General features: G+C 36.9%; 15 protein-coding genes. All 15 read left to right on the top strand.

Annotated features, from left to right (window positions below):
• Positions 1–16 precede the first annotated feature (16 nt).
• Positions 17–1,564, top strand: a complete 1,548-nt coding sequence (locus tag RIV7116_RS01860) for an HlyD family efflux transporter periplasmic adaptor subunit (protein WP_015116564.1) — start codon at positions 17–19, stop codon at positions 1,562–1,564.
• Positions 1,565–1,632: 68 nt separating this feature from the next.
• Complete coding sequence (locus RIV7116_RS01855; protein ID WP_015116563.1) at positions 1,633–1,827, top strand: hypothetical protein; 195 nt, start codon at positions 1,633–1,635, stop codon at positions 1,825–1,827.
• A gap of 604 nt (positions 1,828–2,431) precedes the next feature.
• Entirely contained in the window at positions 2,432–3,211 is a 780-nt protein-coding gene (locus RIV7116_RS01850; protein ID WP_015116562.1) for a peptidylprolyl isomerase, read from the top strand.
• A gap of 502 nt (positions 3,212–3,713) precedes the next feature.
• Positions 3,714–4,022 (top strand): hypothetical protein, encoded by a 309-nt coding sequence (locus tag RIV7116_RS01845; RefSeq protein WP_015116561.1) that lies wholly within the window; start codon positions 3,714–3,716, stop codon positions 4,020–4,022.
• A 123-nt stretch (positions 4,023–4,145) separates the two neighbouring features.
• Positions 4,146–4,454, top strand: a complete 309-nt coding sequence (locus tag RIV7116_RS01840; RefSeq protein ID WP_015116560.1) for a hypothetical protein — start codon at positions 4,146–4,148, stop codon at positions 4,452–4,454.
• 241 nt (positions 4,455–4,695) lie between these two features.
• Positions 4,696–6,984, top strand: a complete 2,289-nt coding sequence (locus tag RIV7116_RS01835) for a calcium-binding protein (RefSeq protein WP_015116559.1) — start codon at positions 4,696–4,698, stop codon at positions 6,982–6,984.
• 120 nt (positions 6,985–7,104) lie between these two features.
• The gene (locus RIV7116_RS01830) at positions 7,105–9,603 is read left to right on the top strand and encodes a tetratricopeptide repeat protein (protein ID WP_015116558.1); all 2,499 of its coding nucleotides are present in this window, start codon (positions 7,105–7,107) and stop codon (positions 9,601–9,603) included.
• A 1,424-nt stretch (positions 9,604–11,027) separates the two neighbouring features.
• Positions 11,028–12,581 (top strand): hypothetical protein, encoded by a 1,554-nt coding sequence (locus RIV7116_RS01825; RefSeq protein ID WP_015116556.1) that lies wholly within the window; start codon positions 11,028–11,030, stop codon positions 12,579–12,581.
• Positions 12,582–12,683: 102 nt separating this feature from the next.
• Positions 12,684–15,689, top strand: a complete 3,006-nt coding sequence (locus RIV7116_RS37320) for a tetratricopeptide repeat protein (RefSeq protein WP_015116555.1) — start codon at positions 12,684–12,686, stop codon at positions 15,687–15,689.
• A gap of 336 nt (positions 15,690–16,025) precedes the next feature.
• Positions 16,026–17,924, top strand: a complete 1,899-nt coding sequence (locus RIV7116_RS01810; protein WP_015116554.1) for a tetratricopeptide repeat protein — start codon at positions 16,026–16,028, stop codon at positions 17,922–17,924.
• A gap of 167 nt (positions 17,925–18,091) precedes the next feature.
• A complete protein-coding gene (locus RIV7116_RS01805) occupies positions 18,092–19,354 on the top strand; it encodes a class I SAM-dependent methyltransferase (RefSeq protein WP_015116553.1) in 1,263 nt (420 codons plus the stop codon).
• Positions 19,355–19,422: 68 nt separating this feature from the next.
• Positions 19,423–20,214: a sugar phosphate nucleotidyltransferase gene (locus RIV7116_RS01800; RefSeq protein ID WP_015116552.1), complete on the top strand. Its 792-nt coding sequence runs from the start codon at positions 19,423–19,425 to the stop codon at positions 20,212–20,214.
• Positions 20,215–20,312: 98 nt separating this feature from the next.
• On the top strand, positions 20,313–20,966 hold the full coding sequence (locus RIV7116_RS01795; RefSeq protein ID WP_015116551.1) for a PIG-L deacetylase family protein: 654 nt from the start codon (positions 20,313–20,315) through the stop codon (positions 20,964–20,966).
• A gap of 54 nt (positions 20,967–21,020) precedes the next feature.
• Positions 21,021–22,358: a glutamate-1-semialdehyde 2,1-aminomutase gene (locus RIV7116_RS01790; RefSeq protein WP_015116550.1), complete on the top strand. Its 1,338-nt coding sequence runs from the start codon at positions 21,021–21,023 to the stop codon at positions 22,356–22,358.
• 18 nt (positions 22,359–22,376) lie between these two features.
• Complete coding sequence (locus tag RIV7116_RS01785) at positions 22,377–23,708, top strand: DUF4910 domain-containing protein (RefSeq protein ID WP_015116549.1); 1,332 nt, start codon at positions 22,377–22,379, stop codon at positions 23,706–23,708.
• The last annotated feature ends 2,371 nt before the right edge of the window (positions 23,709–26,079 follow it).

The raw sequence follows: 26,079 nt of genomic DNA, 5'->3' as shown, positions 1-26,079 counted from the left end.
TTGAGGAATTAGAATTATGCCACATCCTTTATCAAATAGTTCATCAGCAGTTGCAAAGGAAGAATATAGCGAAAATCAAAAGCATCTTTCTACAGTTGAGAATACAGATAAAGAGTCTGAAGCAGATACATCTGCAAGAGATTTACATTACGCTACCGAAGAACTGCTCGATGCTCTACCAAAACTATGGACGAGGGGGGTATTATACGTACTAGTCGGATTCGTATTAATGGGTTTACCTTGGGCAACTATCTCCAAGGTTGATGAAACTGGAAGCGCTAGAGGACGTATTGAACCAAAAGGTGCAACTAGAAAGCTGGATACCAGAACTGGTGGAAGCGTTAAAGTTGTAAAAGTTAGAGAAGGCGACACTGTTAAATCCGGTCAAGTTCTTTTAGAATTTGACTCAGATATTTTACGAACCGAACTACAGCAGATTGAAGCAAAACTTTTAGGATTGGAAAATCAGAAAGTACAGCTAGAAATAATCAAAAAACAGCTTTTATCAACAATAAGCGTTCAAGAGCAGCAAAACCAATCCCAAGCTCTGGAAAAAGCAGCCCAAGTTGAGCAAGCCAAACAAAATTTGGATGCTAAACAAAGTGTTTATCGGCTACAGAAATTAGAGAAAAAAGCTTTACTTGACCAAGTAAGACAACAAATCAAGACTAATAGTAACGAACAGAAGTTTGCCCGAAATCGTTTGAGCATAGACAACAAACAAGTTGAACGCTTTAGCAAATTAGTTAAAGATGGAGCAGTTTCAGCAAATCAAATTGACATAATTAGAAAAGAGCAGCAAGAAAGCAAAAGGCTTTACGACAGAGCTTTATCTGATGGGAAACAAGCCCAGTTGAGGTTGACGGAAGAAATCAATCGCTATCAGGCAACTATGAATCAGCTAGAAGCTGATATTAAACAAGCTAAACTTAGATTAAAAGAACAACAGAGCAGCTATAAAACTTTGCTGCAAACCTCTAAACTTTCTATTTTGCGGACTCAAGAACAACTCAAAGATACTCAAACCCAAATTTCATCTATTGAATCGCAAATTGCTCAAACCACCAGTCAAATCAAATCTTTGAAGTTACAGTTACAGCAAAGAATAGTGCGATCGCCGATTGATGGGACTATTTTTGAGTTTCCAGTTAGTAAACCTGGAGAAGTAGTACAACCAGGGCAAAGAATAGCCCAAATTGCTCCTAAAAATGCCGATGTTGTTCTTAAAGCCAGTATGCCTATACAAGATAGTGGTTTTTTGAAAGTAGGAATGCCGGTAAAAGTTAAATTTGATGCCTACCCTTATCAAGAGTATGGCATCGTTGAAGGTAAAGTCGCTTGGGTGTCTCCCGACTCAAAAGTCCAGCAAACACCCCAAGGAAATAGTGAAAGCTTTGAACTAGAAATAATTTTAGACCGGCAGTATGTAGATAACGGCGAAAAACGCGTTATTTTAATGCCCGGTCAAACAGCAGACGCTGAGGTAGTTATTCGTCAACGCCGGATAATTGATTTTGTATTAGATCCATTCAAAAAATTACAGAAAGATGGGCTAAATATGTAATTTTTACTCTTAATTTTGGAAAATTAGAAATTAAAGTTCAAAAAACTAATATTTAAGGAGAAAAACAGATGCATCCTATAGATTTGATGAGAAAATACAACTGGTCTTACAATAAATTAGCTGAAGAATTTGGCGTGTCAGAAGTTGAAGCTAGACGATGGGGTTTCAGAAAAACAGCAAGTAACTACCGAAATCCACCGCAAATGGCTTATAAACTAGCACAGAAAATAGATAAAGAATTATCACTTCTCTCAGTATCTTAATATTCATGCTTATAAAAAATATTTTAGAACCATTGCTACCTAGATTATATTTTTAAATTAGGCTTTAATAAAGATATAGGTACATATTTAGTTTATATTGCTTTCAAAATAAGATCTATAGGGTTGTTGCAAGGAAGTATAAATAACTTTTGTAAAAATATGCAAAAGACCCTAATAATCTTGGTTTCATCATTTCAAAACCTTGAATTATTTATAAAAATGAAAAACATAAAATTTAAACGTAAAAGACTGTGAAGTTTGAGAGCAAGATGTTCTCTGCACCGCGTACTAGTAGTCTAACAACCCAACATTGCCCGGTTGGGGCAGGGAGGGAGAAGAAGGGGGGCAAAAATAAATAACTTTTTCTTCCTATTAATAACCCGGAAAAGGTTACTTGGTGGAGTACTAGAGCATTCTTGTTTAGGCGTTGCATAAATGCGTGATGAATTAACTTCTGAAACTATTAAGACTCCGTTCAAAATATAACTAAATCATCCCATGATTAAGCAACGCCCTTGTTTATATAGAATCCTTTGAATGGAATCTGCTGTAATATTCCAACGAAGATTCAGCAACTTTATAAATACCTTATGGATGATAGTATATGCCCGAAAATTTTCACATTTCAACTTTAGATGTAATTAATAAGCTAAAGCGATCCTGTGATATTCCCAATATAGTAGAAGCGATCGCCTCTGAAAAAATAATTACCGAAGCAGCTGAAAAAGCTGGAATTGAAGTTACAGAAGTAGAATTACAGCAGGAAGGAGATAAATTTCGCTTAGACAAAAAACTTGCCACAGCTACAGATACTTGGGCTTGGTTAGACAAACATCATTTATCTATTAAAGATTTTGAAAAACTAGTTTACAACAATCTGATTTCCCATAAATTGGCAAATCATCTATTTGCATCCCAAGTTGAAAAATATTTTTACGAAAATCGACTCAATTATGAAGCTGCTGTAACCTATGAAGTTACTTTTGAAGATAGAGATTTGGCTTTGGAATTATTTTATGCTGTAGAGGAAAGGGAAATTACATTCCCAGAAATCGCTCGTATGTATATCCAAGAGCCAGAGCTTCGCCGTACCTATGGATATCAGGGAGTTAAGTATCGTAAAGATTTCCGTCCAGAAATTGCAGCAGCTGTATTTGCTAGTTCTTCCCTTGGTATTCTCAAACCAATTACTACACCTAAAGCCGTCCATTTAATTTGGCTAGAAGAAATTATAAAGTCCGAATTAGATGATAAGTTACGCGAACAAATTATTTCAGAATTGTTCGCTTTTTGGTTAAATAAAAAAGTTCAGTTTTTACAAATATCTACTCAATTAGAGGCTGAGGCGAATAACACAGAGAATGAATTAACAAGTCATGTTTAATAGCATGAATCATTGTTTAATAATAATGCACATTAATAAATTTTGATTGTTTAGCATAAATACATATTTATATTTAAAATGTATATTTATTTATAGCTTATTAACTGTATTTTCATCTATCAAGCTATAGCAATATACCATAAAAATTTATTTGTATTGGCATAGAATAGCCATTAATCAAGATAAAAGCATTTATGCATTGAAAATTAAAAAATATTTTATAGCTGACGACGATAGTTTTTTATAATCTCTATTGTTGTTCAACTATAATTTATTAACGTTAAATGGCAGTGGTAATTATAATTACTTCTGTCGTTTAACGTTGTTTTTTTGTTGTTGTACATTTACGTTTACACCAATTTAAAAAATACTTTACGCAAACAAAATAGCAAAAACTATTGACTTTTTATAGAGAAAAATCTATATTTTAAATGTGAGGAAAAACAAACCACTCACAAACAAATTCCCAAAAACAATTAGTTAATTTACTGGAGAAAAACAAATGATTATCAACGATATCAACTACTTAGAAGCTACCAACGAAGAAGTATTTGGTGGATTACACATCAACAAAGATGTGAATATAGATGTTGAATTAGACTTAGATTTCGATGCTGACGTTGACATTGATGTTAATAAAGATATCGATGTTAACTTGGATTCTGATGTAATGATTTCAGGTAACTTTGCTTCAGCATTGTTCGACGTAACTGCTATTGGTAACAACAGCTTCGCTGAATCTGACGTTGCTGTAACTGTTACCGGTGGTTTGTCTGAAATTTCCGGTTTATTGACTGCTGCTGTTCAATAAAATTGGCAGCTAAATAATAGCCACGTAAAAATGGCTATTATCACAATTTCAAATGCGAGCAAAAAGAAATTGCTCGCAAACAAATTTCCAAAAACAATTAGTTAATTTACTGGAGAAAAACAAATGATTATCAACGATATCAACTACTTAGAAGCTACCAACGAAGAAGTATTTGGTGGATTAAGCGTCAACAAAAATGTGGACATAGATGTTGAATTAGACTTAGATTTCGATGCTGACGTTGATATTGATGTTAACAAAGATATCGATGTTAACTTGGATTCTGATGTAATGATTTCAGGTAACTTTGCTTCAGCATTGTTCGACGTAACTGCTATTGGTAACAACAGCTTCGCTGAATCTGACGTTGCTGTAACTGTTACCGGTGGTTTGTCTGAAATTTCCGGTTTATTGACTGCTGCTGTTCAATAAAAACACGGTTATTCATCTTAACCAAGCTTATGAAGCCTGCTTGATTATAATAATTGAGCAGGCTTTATATCTAAAAAATTTAAATCAAAAAGCATATAAAACCGCAAGTACTAAGATTAATATTTACATAGATTGAGGGTTGCAAAGCACGATAAAAACGCTTTTTGTACCAAACTAAGTCTTTCTACATTAACAAACAACAATAAATCTTTGATATTTGAAATTATAGGAGATAAATAATATGGCTTTTGTAAGAGGAAGAAGAAGAAGAGACGATAATCTTGAGGGTACAAATTCCGTTGATACAATTTTCGGTTATAGCGGCAATGATACTTTAATCGGATTGGGTGGCGACGACTACATGCGAGGCGATGAGGGAGATGACAGCCTTGAGGGAGGAGATGGTAACGATCAGCTAATCGGAAATGAAGGAAATGACGAACTGTTAGGAGGAAACGGAAACGATTTTGTCAAAGGGGAAGAAGGTAACGATAGTCTTGACGGCGGCGATGGAGACGATCAGCTTTTTGGTAACGCTGGAGATGACGAGATCATAGCAGGAGCCGGTAATGACTATCTAGATGGAGGTGACGGGGAAGATGGACTCGATGGTGGTGATGGTAACGATACTTTACTCGGAGGTAGTAATAGTAACATTCGTACAACCAGAGAGGAAATTATAAAAGACGAAGAAGGCAACATAGTCTTTACAGGTACATTTCCCACTATTGAGTTTATTGGCGGTGACACTCTTATAGGTGGTGCCGGTGATGATTTGATTCTAGCTAACGCTGGTGATGATGTTGTAGATGCGGGACTCGATAATGATACCGTTGTCGGAGGTGCGGGTAACGATTTAATCTTTGCTGGTAGCGGAGAAGATGAAATTACCGGAGGCTCCGGCAACGACACAATACTCGGAGAGAGCGGCAACGATACTCTTATTGGTAGTGGCGGTGAAGATTTAATTATTGGCGACCAAGATGCTTTGGGTGGTCCTGATGGGAATGACGAAATAAACGCCGGTTCCGATAATGATACTGTTTACGGCGGTGGTGGCTCCGACACTATTAATGGGGGTAAAGGCGATGACATTTTGGATGGAGGAGATAGCAGAAGCACTGGTCTTATTAGTAGGGACAGCAACGGTAACGATCAACTGTTCGGAGGTAGAGGTAATGACGTTCTTCGTGGGGGTTTAGGTAGCGATACTCTTGATGGTGGGGGCACAACAGCCGGTGAAAGAGACATTTTAATCGGTAGTGGAGTCCTCGACTCAGGGGGAACCTTTTCCGACGGCGTTTCAGATTTATTTATTCTTGGTAACGAAGAAACTTTCTTGTATGCTGGCGGTACTGGCGATGTAATCGGAAATAATATATTTGGTCAAGGCGATCGCGCTATTATTCAATTGTTCGAGAATGGCGTAGATAAAATTCAGGTACCTAACCCAGACCAAGTTGCTACCGCAGTTATAGGAAACAGTACATTTATTCTGATTCCAGTCAGTGGCGGCTTTGAAATTATTGCTGAACTGCGAGATTTTACTGGTACTCTTGCTCCTGATACATTTATAACACCACCAATTGATAACAGTGGAGATGACGATTTCCAAGGAACTGAAGGAAATGACATCCTTGATGGAGGTGAAGGGAATGACATTCTTGCTGGGCTTGATGGCGACGATATCCTTGATGGGGGTGCTGGTAACGATAACCTGGATGGAGGAAATGGCATTGATACAGCAAGTTATGAAAACGACACTGCTGGGATTCAAGTAAATTTAGCCGCTCAGACTGCTACAGATGGCTTTGGCGGTAACGATACGCTACTTAATATTGAAAATGTTGTTGGTTCTGGTTTTGCTGACTTAATTATTGGCGATGCTCAAGATAATAACTTAAATGGTGGAGCCGGTGATGACACCCTTACAGGGGGCGCAGGCAATGACATTATTGAGGGGAACGACGGTACTGACACCGTTAACTATGAAAACGATACTGCCGGTATCCAGGTTAACTTAACCGCTCAAGCTGCGATAGATGGTTTTGGTGGTAATGACAACCTGCTTAATATTGAAAACGTTGTTGGTTCTGACTTCAATGATGTAATTTTTGGTGGTAATGGAGATAATAATCTGAACGGCGGAGCCGGTAACGATATTTTAGTCGGTGGTGCTGGAAACGATACTTTAGTTGGTGCTGGAAGTCAAGCAGGGGAGTTGGATCAACTATACGGTGAAGCTGATGGTAATACAGACGTATTTGTTCTGGGAGATACTAGCAGTGCATTCTACATCGGTGGTGGTTCAACCTTCGGTCTATCTGACAGGGCTGATATTTTCAACTTTGAGAATGGTGTGGATCAAATTCAAGTTAATACATCTGGTGGTGTAATTGTTAATTCACTAGGAAGTCAAACTGATTTGTATATTTTAACCCAAGCTAATGGTAACTTTGAAATCATTGCCAGATTGGCTAACTTTACTGATACTAGTATCGCTAGCAACGGTACTTTTATATCTGCTTAATTAAAGCAAATTAACACAGGCATTACCCTACAACTATTTGTGGGAGTATCTCGCGATTAAGATGCTCCCACTGCCAAATTAAATATCGGGAATATATTTATACAAAATTTAAATATAAAAATGAATACCTCAAATAATTTAGATTCTAAAACAAAATATTTAATTAAAATCGCGCTACAAAAACATCATTCTGGTCAATTTGAAGCTGCCATAACTTACTACCAACAAATCTTAGAAATAAATCCTAACTTTGCTGAGGTTTATGCTAGTTTGGCAGAAGCGCAGGAAAAAGCAGGTAATTCCGAAGCTGCTATTACATCTTATCAACAAGCCATAAACTTAAAACCTGAATATGCCGAAGCTTACTGCAATCTGGGCAATTTATTCAAAAAGCAGGGCAAGGTCTCAGCAGCTATTGAATCTTATCAAAAAGCTTTAAAAATCAAACCCGATCTTGTTGAAGTTTATTGTAATCTGGGTAATTTACTTAAAAAACAGGGCAACAGATCGGCGGCTATTGAATCTTATCAAAAAGCTTTAAAAATCAAACCTAATTTAGCTAGAGCCAAATTTTTTACTTGTATACATCAACTGCCAATTATTTATAGAACTTTTACAGAAATACAATTAAAGCGAGATAATTATCAAAGATATCTCAAAGATTTAGCTAAAAATTACCAACAAGCTTGTTCTCAAGAACTAAAAAAGGCTGCTGATGCTGTAGGCGCATCACAACCCTTTTATCTCGCTTATCAAGGATTAAATGACCGAGACTTACAAAAAATCTACGGGGATATGATTGTTGGTATCATGTCACATCGCTATCCCCAAAATTCTCAAAATATTTCTCTGCCAGATTTGCAAGCAAATCAAAAAATTCGCATCGGATTTGTTTCAGCATGTTTTCACAGACATTCTGTTTGGAAAATTCCGATGAAGGGTTGGGTTGAAAACCTCGATCGCAGTCAATTTGAATTATTCGCCTATCACACCAACACGACTTTGAAACATGATGGCGAAACTGTTAAAGCAGTACAAGCATTTGATAAGTTTATAAAAGGTCCGGCTTCAATAGAAAAATGGACTAAAATCATTCAGCAAGACAAATTACACGTGCTGATTTTTCCTGAGTTTGGCATGGACCCCACTACATTACAATTAGGATGTCTGAGGCTAGCCCCGATTCAAATGACTTCTTGGGGACATCCGAATACAAGTGGCTTGCCAACTATTGATTATTATTTGAGCAGCGAGTTAATGGAACCAGAAAATGCTCAAGAATATTATACCGAGAAGCTAGTTAAATTACCCAATTTATCTATTTATTACCATCCACAACCAATTTCACCTCTAAAAGTTACTAAACAAGATATTGGTATTATCGATAATGCTGTCATGTTTTGGTGCTGCCAATCGTTGTACAAGTATTTACCCCAGCATGATGATGTTTTTCCTCAAATTGCGGGGAATTTGGATAACTGCAAATTTGTTTTTATTGAAAATGAAGGTGAGGGTGTAACTGAAGTCTTTCGTCAGCGATTGGAAAAGGCTTTTGGGGATTTTGCACTTGATTACCAAGATTACTGCATCTTTTTACCGCGGATGAAAGCCAGAAAATTTGCTGGCACCGCTGCAATCGCAGATGTTTTTCTTGATAGTATTGGCTGGTCTGGATGTAATTCGACCTTAGAAGCTATTGCTCATGATATTCCTGTAGTTACCCTCCCAGGGGAATTTATGCGCGCAAGGCATTCAATGGCAATCCTAAAGATGATGAATATTGAAGAAACTATCGCATCTAATAAGGAAGAGTATATAAAAATTGCCATACATTTAGGGAGAGATGCTCAATACCGTCAATACCTCTCGGAGCTAGTTGCCCAGAACAAGCATAAATTATATAACGACCTCAAACCAATTCGAGCTTTAGAAGAATTTTTGTTCGACGTTGTTGGTAAACCCAAAATATCTAGTGCAGATGATGTTACTGATAATCTGCGCTTGGCAATTCAAGAACATAGAGCTAATCGATTAGAATCTTCAGAGCAAGCCTATAGAAAAGTTTTAGCAATACAGCCAAAGCATCCTGAAGCTTTATATGGGTTAGGTATTTTGGCACAACAAAAAGGCGAATTGCAACAGGCAGAGGAATTTTTAAGTTTAGCCGCACGAGAGCAGCCAGATTCAGTTAAAATTTGCTTTACTCTAGGCAACTTATATCAACTTCAGAAGAACTTATCCGCAGCCGAAGATGCTTATAAAAAAGCTATTAATCTACGCTCGGATGCAGCACCAATTCATAATAACTTGGGCTACACTTTAGAGCAACAAGGTAAGTGGGAAGAAGCTCTCAAATGCTATCAAAAAGCTTTAGAGATTCAGCCCAACTGCATTGAAGCAGATGCTAATCTAGGAAATGTCCTTCATCGGATTGCAAAACTATCCTCAGAAAAACAAACTTACTACGCTAAACTAAACTATAAGCTAGGTCTAATTCGCAAAAAAGCTGGAGATTTAACAAACGCTGAAATTTACTTCAAGAAAGCTTTAGAACTAAAATCAGAATATGAAGAAGTCACTAAGTGCTTGGCAAGTATTTCTGAAAGTAATTCAGCATAATCTTAAATTTAAAAATATTTATTTGATATTACAGTAAGTAGGTCGATCATCTAAACTTATCAACAAAGTTACAAACAAATTGATATTGAACAATAAAAAATAATGTATGATTTAAAAATGGACAGCTAAATAAATAGCTGTCCAGGATTAAATTCCAAAAACAAATTAGTAACTTCTGGACAAAACTCCCAATTTCCGTAACTCATTCTCAACGATGCAATTAGAGAAGCTAGATAAACCGAATATCGACTTCTCAATATCCTTGATGTACTTTGTTTAATCAATGCAAATAAACAGTTTGCAGCAAGGATAAATATTGCAAAAAGATACGGTTATATGGTTATGTATTACCAGATTTAGGTATCTTATCTGAAACCAAAATTATTGTCAAATAACTGAGTGCGATATGCAGCTTTACTGAAGTTTTGCATATCGCACTCAGGTATTTTATTTAGAGCCTTTTAGGAGACGCTGCACTCGCAATGACAATCGGGAGCAGTGCGATGCAGGTGAACTCGGGCTTGTGTTCTCAATTACATAGCTATATTCTCAACAAAATTAGGCTATCTCAGAGCATATCGCGCTTTGAGATAGCCTATTTTTTCACTGAACCACTTTTTCGCGTTGCTCCCATCTACAATTTATTTTGCTTGAGTACTTACTCCCTTCCCGGTGCAAGATTACCTAAATTATTGAGGGAGAGAGTGAGAGAGGGAGGGAGTGAGGGAGAAATTCTTATAGGTAATCTTAGAGCGTGATGGGAGTAAGAGGGCTTAAGCGCTAATACTAACCTTTACTAGTCTTTCATAATTAATGGGGCAAAGCATTAGGAACAACTAGTAGTAGCCTTTGTGATTTAGTGCAATAACAAACCAGGAACTTCACTTGCTCTCTCTTCATTCAAGAAGAGGAGGGCAGTAGTATGAGTTGTCCCTGCTATTAAAAGGTTTAGGAAATTTCGACAACTGAAATATTTTATTAATCTTCACAAACATATTTCCCGATGCTGAAAATAATTAGCGGAATATTTATAGATGAAAAGATAATAAAATTAAGTTACAAAATTTCACGAAAAGGAAATATATCCTATAAGATTTAGTCGAAAATAATTTAAGAAAAGTCAGCAGAACTATACAGTAAAAACAACTATTTTTACTAATATTTTAAACTATGAGTTAAGAATTAGGCATAACATATATTTAAGAGCCATACACAGACAGAATTAAATCACTTACCTTTATACAAATAATTTAATAGTGACGTTTTTATACTTTGATTGTTGTGATATACGTGCATAAGACCAATTCCATAGAAATTCTAAACATTTCTAACCAGCTACATAGCTAAGGCTTATACACATATAGTTTAGATAATCTAGTTGCAGCTTTATTCTTTTTACTGTTAATTGAATTAGAGAATTGACTATGAATAGCAAATATTTTTACTTAAATGAACTTGTTTTTTCTCGTAGAGATGACGTGGTTAATCCAGGTCAAACAATTTTTAATCCTGCATGGTCTACTGTTAAGACATTTAAAGGAGATGACCAAATAATTGGTAGTGCATCTGTTAATTTTAATTTGGGAGCTTCTGTTGGGGTTGCTGCCGAAGCTATTGGTCAAGGAAGCAATCCCGTTAACTCTGCCGAGTTTACTACTCAAGCAAAGCTGAATATCGATGGAATTATCAACAGAGGCGATATATTCACAGGTAGAGGTCAAGATATCGTTAACGGTACTGCTGTTGCACAAGTTACTGCAATCGCACAGACGGTATCTGAAGCGGTTGCGATCGCAAATACTGTGGATGAGACTGCAATTGCGAATAGTCTGGCTGCTATTGAAATTGCAGCTATAGCCAATGGTATTAATAACTCTGGAAGAATCTTTACTGGTGCAGGTAACGATACTGTTTCAGGAACAGTACAAGCTGCTGTCGCAGCAGTGGCTACGGCAACTATAGATGTCACAGCCATTGTCAGCGCTATTGCCCAAGCGCCTATGTCTGAAGGACTGCAAGCGGTTGCGGCAGGATTTGCAACTAGTTTGGCTTCTTCTAGAGTTCTTGCTAAGGGTTTGAATAACGAAGATGGCAAGATCTCAACAGGATCGGGCGCAGATGGTATTAGTGCTGTAGCTACTTCTTATTCTGCTACCTATGCAGAAGCGCTAGTTTCTGCTGTAGCTATTGCTCCTGAAGAGAATCAAGCTTTAGCCCTAACAGTTGTCGAAGCTATAGCTCAAACAGAAGATGTCGCAATAGCTATTCACAACAAGTATGGACATATTAATACCGGATATGGAACCGACAAAATTGAAGCTACTGCTAATGCTTCTGACAATGCGATTGGTATTTACAATCAGCACGGAAATATTAGAACAGGATATGGAGCCGATATTGTCAAGGTGAGTGCTACCGGAAGCTTGTCATTTGGTATTTATAGCGGCAAAGTTAATACAGGATATGGAGCCGATACGATAGAAGTTCATGCCACCGGAAACCAGTCTTACGGTATCTATAGTAGCGATATTAATACGGGATATGAAGCCGATACGATAGAAGTTCATGCCACCGGAAGCCAATCTTACGGTATTTATGGTAGCGATATTAATACGGGATATGGAGCCGACACTATAGAAGCTGATGCTACAGGCAGCCAATCTTACGATATCTATGGTGGCACAATTGCTACTGGATACGGAGACGATACTGTAAAAGCCGATAATTTTGGAGGTGGGGTTAATATAAAAATGGGTTATGGAAACGACTACATTCAAGGCTTTGGTGAAGCTACAGTATATGGCGGCGAAGATTTCGATACATTAAGCCTTGGTTCCTACAATAGAAGCGATTTTGATATACAGATTAATAATGATTTCACGGTGTTTGAACTAGGGGGCACTATTATGAAAACCAGTGAGTTTGAGCAATATTCCTTTGCTGATGGAGATTACAGTAGTGATAATTTGATAGCTTAGGGCATTCTATCTGACTGGTTTTTAATGTAATTCTGACGCAGCTAGCCATGAAAACCAGTCCAACCAAAAAAATCTTCTTCATCATCGTAACTCTGAAATCCTATGACAAATTCACCATCTGTCTCAGAATCCCTTCAGCTTGCAGCAAAGTATTTCAAAGCCAACCGCTTAATACAAGCAGAGCAATTTTATCGTCAGGTTCTTAAGGAACAACCCCAACATCCTGAAGCATTATACGGTTTAGGTCTACTGGCACAACAAATGAACCAGTTACCAATCGCAGAAAAGCTTTTATCTAAGGTCGTATCATTACGACCAGACTTACTTAAGGCATGGTTTAGTTTGGGCAATGTGCGTCAAGCTAATGGGCAATTACCAAAGGCAGAATTAGCTTACCAAAAAGCCATCGAACTGCAACCGAATATAGCGCCACTTTACAATAATTTAGGTTATACCCTACAAGAACAAGGAAAGTGGGATGAGGCAATCAAAAGCTATAAAAAAGCTTTAGAAATTCAGCCTAATTGTATTGAAGCCGAAGTCAACTTGGCTAACGCACTTTTTGCTCAAGAAAAACTTCCTTTAGATAAACAATCGCACTACGCAGCAGCCAACAATAATTTAGGTCTGAATTCCATAAAAGCAAAGGATTTTCAAGCTGCGGAGGCTTATTACCGGCAGGCGATCGCAATGCAACCGAATTTGGCGGAAGCTCATTACAACTTGGCGGTTGTTCTAAAGGAACAAGATAAATTGCAAGAAGCTGTAGATTGTTATTCAAAAGCTTTAACTCTCAAGCCTGAATATGTTGAAGCTTATAAAAATTTGGGCGATGCCCTTCAACAGCAAGATAAGTTAGAGGAAGCAGCAGACGCTTATCGTAAAGCCTTGAAGCTTAAACCCGACTATGCTCAAGCTTATTCTAATTTGCTAAGCGTTCTTAACAAGTTGAAGTCTACAAGTATTTGGCAGCGATTTAGTAAAATTCGTCAAGTATCCGGAATCAAGGGTGCGCTTTCAGATGTCTGGAAATTATTTTGGATGCGTTTTGCTGGATTAAGTCTTCTAGGAAGAATTGCTACTTGGCTGGCTACCTGGTTTGCTCCTCCTTATTGGGGGCGCGCTCACCTATCTTATTATCATTCGCAAGGCTATGTATCCCCTAAAGCCGATATTTATCATCAGAATTTACAATTTGGTGCGAATGTTTTCATTGGCGACCGGGTTACTATTTATAACGACAGAAATGGGGGTAAGGTAGAACTTGGCGATCGCGTGCATTTATACGGAGATACTTGCATTCAAACTGGGAAGGAAGGAACTGTAAAAATTGGTGCCGATACTCATATTCAGCCCCGTTGCCAACTGTCAGCCTATAAGGCTCCAATTAATATTGGCTGCAATGTTCTAATTGCTACTAACTGCGCTTTCTACCCCTACGACCACAGCATGATACCCGGTCAATTTATTCACCTACAACCGCTAAAGACTAGAGGTGGTATTACAGTAGACGATGGTGCCTGGTTGGGCTGTGGGGTTATCGTATTAAGCGGAGTACGGATTGGTAAGGGAGCCGTTATTGGTGCCGGTTCGGTGGTCAATCAGGATATCCCAGATGGCGCTATTGCAGTAGGTTCTCCGGCTAAAGTAGTGAAAATGCGTGCCGATTTAGTTGGCAAGAAAGAAAGCGGAAAACAATTATCCGTAAAAGCTTGGTTTGATTTAGGTAATTCGCATCAAGCTAAGAATCAGTTAAAAGAAGCAACTGAAGCTTACCAAAAGGCGATCGCTCTCAAACCCGATTTTGTAGAAGCTCATTATCGTTTAGGAATGATGCTCCAAGAGCAGGGGGAGTTAGAAGCGGCTAGGGATTGCTATCAAAAAGTGTTGGAAATTAATCCCAGATTTGCAGATGCTTACTTCAATTTAGCTAAGATTCACCAACAGCAGAACAATCTTCAAGAAGCAATTTCTGCTTATCGTCAGGGGCTAAAGGCAAGTAATCCCGATTATGCCTCGGCAATAACAACTCAAGGTTGCAACAAGCAACAAGAAACACAAATAACACCACCAGTTTCTGAAGAAGAGGTAATCGTAGGAGAGCATCCGTTTCCATCAATTCCTCAAGTATCCAATCCTACAAACGAACGACCTTTTTGGAGTGTTGTACTACCGATATATAGTACGGATAAACGAAGCGATTATTTACTTGAATGCTTAGTCAGCGTACTGAGACAGTGGAAAGAAGACATGGAGATTATAGTCGTTGATGATGCTAGTCCTTTGTGTATAAAGGATTTAATTAGTGAAATTGGTGGCGGAATAATCCAGTACTATCGCAATTCCCAGAATAGGGGAGCATATAAAAACTTTAATACGGCAGTTGCAATTAGTCGAGGACATTGGATTCACTTACTTCATGATGATGATTATGTGCTTCCGGGATTTTATAAACGTCTTCAAGAATCTTTAGAAAACACTTCATCCTCTGTAGGAGCGGCTTTCACCGGCTACGAAAATGTCAACGAGCAGGGACAAGTGATTTTTTCTCAACAACTTTACAAGCAAGAGCGAGGAATAGCCAAAGATTTTGTTGAGCGCATTGGAATTGCAAATCCACTAAATATGCCCGCAGTAGTTGTGCGTCGTTCGACTTACGAACACTTAGGAGGATATTTGCCCGAACTTAATTATACTGGCGATTGGGAATTTTATAAGCGGGTTAGTGCCTTTTATGATTTGTGGTATGAGCCAGAAATTTTAGCTCGTTATCGCCAACATTCTCAAAATATCACAACGGATTCTACGCTTTCAGGATCGAAAGGAACTGATATTCGCAGAGCTATAGAAGTTTCCGAAAACTATTTACTTGATGAAATAACTGTAAAATCTAGACATTATCACTTTGCTTGGTGTCTAAATAATGCCATAATTCCTTTAAAAGCTGGCAAAATATCCGGTGCACTGCTTTTGATACAAGAAGCTTTGAAAATTGATAATTCCCCACAATCTGTGACAAAGTTATTTTCTTGGCTAAAACAAGATGATTTATCTGCTTTACGAGATGAATTAATTTCTAGGTTGCTTGTAAAAGGTTTAAAGGTATAAGCTGATACTCTTAATTAGCCCAGTGTTCTTTTTTGACAATTTTGAAAAAAGTTAGCCTTTATTTTCCATTCCCAACTTTGAGCAGTTAAACCGGATAGTTATATATAAATTCTTAGGATTTAGGCAATTATCATAAGTGGCAGGTGCTGCGTGATACCAAAATAGGATTTACGCACGGACTACCTGTTAACGTCATTATTCGCTGTGCGTTAGTAGAGCGTCTGCCGGAGGGAGATAGTATTCACCGAAGGTGCGGACATCGCAAAGCCTTATTTTCCCTGACGAGTGCGTAAGTCCTAAATTCTATCAAATAAATTTTTATCAAAAACTTCGACTATGGCAACCATTTCAGAAGCCTTAAAAACAGCAGTTGAATATTCTTCTACTAATCGGTTAAATCAAGCAGAAAAAATATATCATCGGGTATTAGAAGTTGAACCAGAACAGCCTGATGCTTTATACGGATTAGGCTTACTCAAATTACAAAAAGGTGAGTCTGCAAATGCTAAGAATTTTTTAGAAGCAGTTGTACGAGTACAGCCAAACGCTTTCAGAAACTGGTTTGTTCTTGGTAACTACTATCAATCCCAATCGGAATTTCCTCTAGCTGTAGATGCTTATGAAAAAGCTCTAACCGCTGGTTGCAATACTGCACCACTACATAATAACCTTGGTTATGCATTGCAAAACTTGGGTGAATTAGATAAGGCGATCGCATCTTATCAAAAAGCTCTGGAAATCCAACCAAGCTGCACGGAAGCCTATGTAAATGTGGGGAATATTTTACACGCTCAAGACCAACTTTCAGAAGGAATGAAATTCCACTACGCTCAATTGAATCAACAATTAGGTCTTGAGCGCCAGCAAAAAGGAGATTTTAATAATGCAATTGCTTATTATCAGCAAGCAATTGTTTTACAGCCAGATAATTGGGAATTTTGCTATAGCTTAGGTGTGGCATTGCAAGAGCAACAAAAATATGTAGAGGCTGTTGTATCTTATAATCAAGCTTTAAAACTGAATTCTGAAAACTGGGATATTTACAATCGCTTAGGTCAGATTTACCAAGTACAAAACAATCTAACAGAGGCAATTTCTATATATCGTCAGGGTTTGAATAAGCTCAATCCCCATTATGCTGCTTGGATCTCAAATCACCAGAATTGCACTATACAGACAACCCCTTCGATTACTCAAGGGAAAGTAAAAGTAGGCGCGTATGAGTTTCCTGCCATTCCACCTCTAACAGAACCGGAAAAACCACGACCCTTTTGGACTGTAGTAATTCCAATATATAAACGCAACGATTACATTCTTGAATGTCTTGCCAACGTGCTTTTGCAATGGCAGGGGCAAGCAGATATGGAAATTTTGGTGATAGATAATGCTGGTACATCACCTCTGCATGAATTGATTGATTCTTTGGCTGGAGGAATAGTTGATTACTATCGCAATTCCGAAAATATTGGATCTACAAATAACATGAATGTTGGAATCTCTTTAAGTAGAGGTGAGTGGGTTCATGTTTTGCATGATGACGATTCAGTTTGCCCTGGGTTTTATGCTCATCTTCAGGAAAGTTTGCATAATTGTCCCGATAGCGTGGGAGCTGCTTGCACTGGCTTTGAATATGTCAATGAAAATGGTAAAAGTGCGTGTTTGGGAGAAATTAGTTCGGGTTCCCCACAAAACAAAGGTATTTTACAAAATTGGTTATCGCGCATCGGAGTATGCGGTTTAGTAATGACACCATCGTTAGTGATTCGTCGAACAACTCACGAGCGACTGGGGGGATATAGTTGTGAAATACCTAATATTAATGATTGGGAGCTTCATAAACGAATTGCGGCTTTTTACGATTGGTGGCATGAGCCAGAAATTTTAGCTCGGTTTCGCGTTCATTCCCATAGCGAAACTTCTGAAAGTTGGAACACTGGAAAGATGGCGATACAGGTTAATCAAGCTATTGAAATTTCACATAGCTATTTGCCTGTAGACAAACGTGAGGAAATTACAGCCAAAGCTCGCATCAACAACTTTAATTACTGTCTAAGGAATGCCTTTATCGCATTAAATAACGGTAACTTGCAAGCTACGCTAACCATTATTGAGTCAGCGTTGAAAATCGATCGAACTCCTGAATCGATAGCTACATTGTTTAACAGACTAGCTCAAGATGATGCATCTTCCCTAAGGGAAGTTGTAGCTTCCAGAATAATAGCTCTCGATATTTGATATTGGCGTTGCTGAATCTGGGTATGAATTTATTTTTTCCTTCATATTTATGCCCCCTAAATCCTCCAAAAATGGAGGGTTAAGGGGCAATTCATACTTTTAATCAGCAACGCCAAAATATTTCTCCTCGTTGCCTTAATTCAAAAATATAATTATCGAATTTAACAATGCAAAAACATCAAAATAATCCACATTTATATCAAGGAAACTGCTTATCCTGCGGTACTGAATTACGCCATACATTTGTAGATTTGGGAATGTCTCCACCCTGTGAAAGCTATCGCCAACCAGAACAGCAAAATCAAATGGAGGCATTTTACCCACTACACGCTTATGTTTGTGAAAAATGCTTTTTAGTACAGCTACAGGAATATATTACTCCCGAAAATATATTTAGCGATTATGCTTATTTTTCTTCTTATTCCGATAGCTGGTTGCAACATGCCAAAAACTACGTTGATATGGCACTCGAACGTTTCCAATTAAACGAGCAAAGTCAGGTAGTTGAAATTGCTAGTAACGATGGCTATCTGTTGCAGTATTTTGTTAACAAAAATATACCCGCCCTAGGAATAGAGCCAGCAGGGAATATTGCTAAAGTCGCAATCAAGAGAGGTATTCCTACAGTTGTCAAATTTTTTGGAGAAGAAACGGCTAGAGAACAAGTTGAGAAAGGAGTAAGTGCCGATTTATTGTTGGGTAATAACGTCCTAGCTCATACTCCCTATCTGAATGATTTTGTTAAAGGAATGAAAATTATTCTCAAACCACAGGGAGTAATTACGATGGAGTTTCCCCATTTAATGAAGTTAATCAAGGAGAACCAATTTGATACTATTTATCACGAACACTTTTCTTACTTTTCTTTTTTAACTGTTGAAAAAGTATTTGCAAATCGAGGTTTAACTATTTTTGATGTTGAAGAATTACCGACTCACGGTGGTTCCTTGAGAATTTACGCTCGTCATCTAGAAAATACTTCTCAACCCATCACCGAAAAAGTATTAGAGCTAAGAAATCGAGAGAAGGCTGCTGGTTTTACAGATTTACAAACATATTTATCTTTTGGAGAACAAGTAAAAGAAACCAAATATAAATTGCTTAATTTCTTAATTCAAGCCAAAAATCAAGGAAAAACAATTGTTGGTTATGGCGCTCCCGGGAAAGGAAATACTTTACTAAATTACTGCGGCATTCGTACTGATTTTCTTGATTATACAGTAGACCGCAGCCCTCACAAGCAAGGTCTTTATTTACCTGGTACTCACATCCCAATTTTTCATCCAGATGTAATTCAGGAAACAAAGCCAGATTATGTATTAATTTTGCCTTGGAATTTGAAAGACGAAATTATGTCTCAGATGGCTTATATCCGCGATTGGGGAGGTCAATTTATTGTACCGATTCCAGAAGTTAAGGTTTATTCGTAAAGTTTAAAGAATTAAAAAAAATATTATACAAGCAAGCTCAAAAATTTTTAAATCAACAGGTAATAAACATGAAAGTAGTTTTATTTTGTGGTGGTTTGGGTACTAGAATGAGGGATTATTCCGAAAGTATTCCTAAACCGATGGTAAATATCGGCTATCGACCGATACTATGGCACGTAATGAAATACTACGCACATTACGGGCATAAAGATTTTATCTTATGTTTGGGTTATAAAGCCGATTTAATCAAAAGCTATTTTTTGAATTATAATGAGTGGCTTTCTAATAATTTTACTTTGTCCAAGGGCGGTAATATTAAACTCTTTAATCAGGATATTGAAGATTGGAATATTACATTTGTAGATACAGGTTTAACTGCAAAAATAGGTGAAAGATTTAAGGCTATTGAAAAGTACCTCGAAGGCGAAGAAGTATTTTTAGCTAACTACAGCGATGGTTTGACAGATTTGCATCTACCAACATACATTCAAAACTTTTATAAACTTGATAAAGTCGGTAGTTTCTTATGCGTGCGCCCCAGCCAAAGCTTTCATTTAGTTGATATGAACGAAGATGGTTTAGTTCAAGATATTCAAGATGTGAAAAACCGCGATATATGGATTAATGGCGGTTACTTTATTTTTAAGAAAGAAATTTTTAAATATATTAATCATGGAGAAGAACTTGTTCTAGAACCCTTTCAAAGATTAATTGCCAGACAACAGCTTTTTTCTTATAAATATACCGGCTTCTTTGGAGTTATGGATACTTTCAAAGAGAAGCAACAATTAGATGATATGTATGCTGGGGGAGAAAGACCTTGGGAAGTTTGGGGAGAGCAAAAGTTTAAGGCTGCTTGAACATGATTTTATCCAAGATGCAATATTGCTTTAAGAGATAGTCGGAAATCGGTAAATTGTTTATCAAAAATTATTATAGTTAACAATAAATCTCTTGTATGATAAAAATTCATTTTGAACGAGCAGATGAATCTGAGTTAAAAGTTCTTTGTTTGGGTGCCCATTGCGATGATATTGAAATTGGCTGTGGAGGTACAATTTTAAAACTAATTGAAAATTACACTAACATAAATATTTGTTGGGTAGTTTTTAGTTCTAACGAGCAAAGAGCGCTAGAAGCTACGGCAAGTAGCAATATATTTTTAAAAGAAGTATCGCAAAAAACAGTAGTAATTAACAGTTTTCCAGATGGCTTTCTGTCTTTCCAAGCTAAAGAAGTAAAAGAATCTTTTGAAGAACTAAAACAAGTCTTTTTCCCAGATTTAATTTTGACTCATTATCGACAAGATAGACATCAAGACCATCGTTTGATTTCTGACTTAACTTGGAACACTTTTAGAAATCATTTAATTCTTGAATATGAAATTCCTAAATATGATGGCGACCTCGGAATTCCCAACTTCTTTGTCAATTTAGACGAAGCACTCTGTCGTCAAAAAATTCAATACTTGATGAGTGCCTTTCCCACGCAAAGTAATAAACAATGGTTTACAGAAGAAACTTTTCGCTCAATTATGAGAATCCGAGGCATTGAATCTAATTCACCCAGTAATTATGCTGAAGCATTTCACTGTCGGAAAGCTGTTTTTTAATCTGTAAATCAAATAAACATTATACTATTTTTCCTGCTTGCAAATATAATAGATATGACTTTAGCTAACTACAATTTAAATAAACAGTCTTTTCAACAATCAAAGAATTTACAGCAGAAAAGCCATTCTTTGATTCCTGGTGGTTGCCATACTTATGCCAAAGGTGATGACCAATTTCCAGTTTCCTCACCTGCCTTTATTGTTAGAGGTAAAGGTTGTCATGCATGGGATGTGGATGGTAATGAATTTATAGAATACGGAATGGGGCTACGTGCTGTCACTTTGGGACATGGTTATCCACCTGTGGTAGAAACAGCTTATCAACAAATGCTGCTTGGTAATAATTTTACCCGCCCAGCAACTATTGAAATGGAATGTGCTGAGGCTCTGCTTAGTTGGGTTCCCGGTGCAGAAATGGTCAAGTTTGCTAAAGATGGCTCTACTACTACTACCGCTGCAATTACTCTGGCAAGGGCTTACACGGGACGAGATATGGTTGCCGTTTGTGGCAATCATCCTTTCTTTTCTTATAATGACTGGTACATTGGCAGTACCCCCATATCTGCTGGCATTCCCCAAGTAATTCAAGATTTGACAGTTAAATTTAATTTTAATGATATTGAAAGTGTTAAAACCCTTTTTGTTAATCATCCTGGAAAGATTGCTTGTGTCATTTTAGAACCAGCTAAATATGAAGATCCCTCTGACAATTTTCTCCATCAGGTACAAAAACTCTGTCAAGAAAATGGGGCAGTTTTCATTTTAGATGAGATGATTACTGGATTTCGTTGGTTAACTGGTAACGCTCAAAATTACTATGGTGTTGTTCCCGACTTATCAACATTTGGAAAAGGCATGGGAAATGGTTTCGCTGTTTCTGCGCTTGCTGGTAAACGAGAAATCATGGAGTTAGGTGGAATTTACCACGATAAAAAGCGCGTATTTCTGCTCTCTAGCACCCACGGAGCAGAAAACCATGCTTTAGCTGCTGCGATTGCTACCATGAACATTTTTCGAGAAGAAGAGGTAATAGAGCAACTTTACCAAAAAGGGGAAAGATTACGCAAAGGAATCGATCGGGCGATCGCCACTCATCAACTTCAAGATTACTTTCAGGTGATTGGCAAACCTTGTAATTTAGTTTATGCAACCCGCGACGAAAATAAACAAGCATCTCAGGCATTTAGAACTTTATTTCTGCAAGAAACCATCAAACGAGGGTTAATTATGCCTTCTCTTGTAGTCAGTTTTTCTCATAGCGATCGAGATATTGATAGTACCATTGCGGCGGTTGATGAATCTTTGCTGATTTATCGAAAAGCTTTAGAAAATGGAATAGAAAACTATTTAATTGGTCCTTCTGTGAAACCTGTATTTAGAAAATATTGTTAAATACATTTATACATTAATATGCAGCTACAAACTCTACCCTATTTACAAAGCTCTCATAATTCAGAAATAGGTGAAGAACTTTATCAATTAATCTCTAAACTATATCCTATCTGTCGCAGTATCACTGGTAATGGCTTTAGAGAAACACTGAACATTATTAATCAACATATTCCATTACAAATTCATGAGGTTCCTACAGGTACTCAAGTCTTTGATTGGAATATTCCTAAAGAATGGAATATTAAAGATGCTTGTATAAAAAACTCCCAAGGTGAGAGAATCGTAGATTTTGCTAATTCAAATCTACACGCGATTAACTACAGTATTCCAGTTCGTAAAAAAGTTTCTCTTGCCGAACTGAAGGAACATTTATTCACAATTCCAGAATATCCCGATTGGATTCCTTACCGCACTTCTTACTATCAAGAAATGTGGGGATTTTGCTTAAGTCACAACCAGTACTTGGAATTGCGAGATGAAGAATACGAAGTTTATATTGATTCTTCTCTCGAACCGGGCTGTCTCACCTATGGTGAATATTTTATACAAGGAAAAACAGCAGATGAAGTCTTAATTTCTTGCCATGCTTGTCACCCTTCACTTTGTAATGATAATCTTTCTGGAATCTCAATTGCTGTCTTTTTAGCTGAATATCTTACTTGCTTTCAACCACATTATTCCTACCGCTTTATCTTCATTCCAGGAACTATTGGCTCGATCGCATGGCTGGCAATAAATGAAGAGAATGTTTCTCGAATCAAACATGGTTTAGTATTAACTTGCTTGGGAGATAGTGGTAGTTTTACTTATAAAAAAAGTCGTCGTGGCAATACCGAAATTGATAATGTTGTTACCTATGTTCTTAGTAGTAGCGCCGAAGAGAACAAAGTAATTGACTTCTTCCCTTATGGTTATGACGAACGTCAATATTGCTCTCCAGGCTTTAATTTACCCGTTGGTTGCTTGATGCGATCGCCACACAATTCTTTTCCGGAATATCATACATCAGCAGATAATTTAGATTTTGTTCAACCTCAATATCTTGCAGAATCATTTTTTAAATGTATTTCTATTGTAAATATTCTGGAAAATAATCGAGTATATTACAATCAAAACCCTAAATGCGAACCACAGTTAGGAAAAAGGGGTTTATATGAAGCAGATATTGATTCTCAAGATAGAAAACTAAATAGAATGGCAATCCTCTGGATTTTGAATTTATCTGACGGCAATCATACCCTGCTAGAGATTACCCAAAAGTCAGGAATCGTATTTGATGAAATTAAACAAGCTGCTGATGTCTTGTTGAAATACAATTTATTGGCTTCTTCACCTAAAGACGGGCTTTAAATTTTCAGATAGCTATTTGCCTATAGATAGCCGTGCAGAGGTTACAGCTAAAGCTTTTAATTTTATAGCTCTTAATGTGGCATTGCTGAATTGAAATATGAATTTATCTTTCTCATATTTACTAGCCCCCTAAATCCCCCAAAATTGGGGGTTGGGGGCTATTCATATTTTTAATCAGCAACGCCCTTAATATTAGACATCTCCGAAAAAGAATGTAGAGACGTGATAAGTAAGTGGATCAAATTAAATATAAAACCTCACCCTGCCTCCGGCTTCCCTCTCCTTAGTAAGGAGAGGGATTGAGAAGCCACTGCGTTGGGCGGGCTCCCCGACTTATAGCAAGTGGCGTGGTGAGGTTTTATCTTATATTTAATTATGCCTACCTACTTATATCGCGTCTCTACAATTTTAAAGTAGAACATACTTGGGGGATTTAGGGGCTGCTATTAAACAGTAATAATAAATTCATATCTCAATTGAGCAACGCCAGATTTTTCTTGCTTTTATTACTTTGTGATATTACTGATTGACAGATGGAAAGCTTATTATCCCCCGTGCTTAATCACTGCCGAGTCTCTCTATCCACCTATCTATGTCATAACACTCACGCAGAAAAGAATTATGGACTTGTTAATCCAAAATAATAAAAATAGGAATTAGTGAAGATGATTTGCAATTTGCAGCCTGCAATTCCATAAAAAATTTACAACTAGCTATCAAACTATGATTTATTAAAATTTATTTGCACTATTCAAAAGTTTACAAAAATAGATATTTTCGCTAACAATGTTTTTTTACTAGCTAGCTATATATTTAAATAACTAATTAGCTATTCTCTAATTTTATTTACGACTTGCGGCAGATGATAATTGCAAGCGAACCACTGTAAAACTCAACCAGTGAGTGTTGGCACCTTGGGCAGATGTCAAATAAACAGCTAGTTGCTATCCGATTATTCTTTTTGCAGAAAATAAGTTGTCAGTTTTTATCATTGAATAAAAAGAGATTTTATGCATAAAAATATTGAATTGTTATAATCTTTTATTTTTGACTAAATTTTCTATTAGCCAAAATTGCCGTCCATCAATTCGCAGAACAGCTATTATTTTTAAGCATAAATTAAGGATTGGTATATTTTTAAAGTTTTCGTAAAGATACTGTGGTTTTTCGATAAGAACACTTTTTTTCTATGGTAAACTCTTGACATAAGGTTCAATAATTTATTAATAAGTACAGTGGTCTCGATAAAGGTGTGGGGGACTACTAAAATCTTAGAAAAACTGTTTTCAATGTGATGTTGTTAACTAACAAAAGATTATTGAATATACAATTGCTAATGTATCGGCAAGTTCAGCAATATTCCATTAACAATAATTTATGGATAGCTCGTATTTATGGCGTTCAAACCGTAAATATTTGTAAATCTTTTCGATATTAGATTTTATTTTTTGCTTTTTAAGCATTAGATAGTAGAAAGTTAGGATGTGCAATTATTTGCAGTGGCGGCATTTTTGCTTCGGCTATTCGTATTAGATTCTGTAACAAAGATTGGAATATAACTTCATACATCTTTTGGAGCCGATTCTCCGGACTAAAATTGATAGATAATCGCAGCGTATGAGTTTCATCTACAGTAACTATGGTTGCTGTAAATACTCCGCAAGACTATTTATTAGCCTCTAAGGTGCTCTTGTATTGACTGTTTAACGGCTTCTGTACAATCCAGATATTGGGTTTATTGAAATTTTAGAAGTAATACTTAGTCTCTGAAATCCTCATATTCAGTACTTTGCGACTGTATGTAGGTAGTAAAAATACACAATTTACGCAGGGAATCCTGCATAAAAAAGCAAAAAGGAGTCCATATATTTATAAGGGAGGATTAAAATAGTTGAGATTGGGCAATAAAATCTCCGAAAAAATACAAATATAAAGGTTCAGACCCTTCTTGGTAAAAGCAAGCTTTACAGGTTTAAATAATTCTAGGTTTTATTCTTGCAGAGGCTGAAAAACACAAAACTTCAAGATTAAAGCGCAAAAAAGCCGTAAAATGCCTATAAAATTACTAAAATACATAAATATGTAGGTTTTTCTGTAGAACTCTACATTCAAAAGCGAATTCATAAATCGATAGCGATCGCTAAATTTAACAATACTTCGTCCGATAAAATGGTGGAATTAATACAATGCAACAAAATCAAAATATCTGTAGCTATAGAAATATGAATTCATCCGTTCTAACCTAGGATAATCCCCCTAAAATCTGGTAATTATAGGGGGAAAAGTCACTGAGGTTAGTTACACATCGTATTGACAAGTTAGCAAAGCTGTAGAACCTTGGCGGGGATTTAACCTACAGCAATGCTTGTTT

Source organism: Rivularia sp. PCC 7116 (genome assembly GCF_000316665.1).
In the GTDB taxonomy this organism is placed as follows: domain Bacteria; phylum Cyanobacteriota; class Cyanobacteriia; order Cyanobacteriales; family Nostocaceae; genus Rivularia.
The sequence above is the reverse complement of the archived record's forward strand: the minus strand, read 5'-3'. Positions and strand labels throughout refer to the sequence as shown.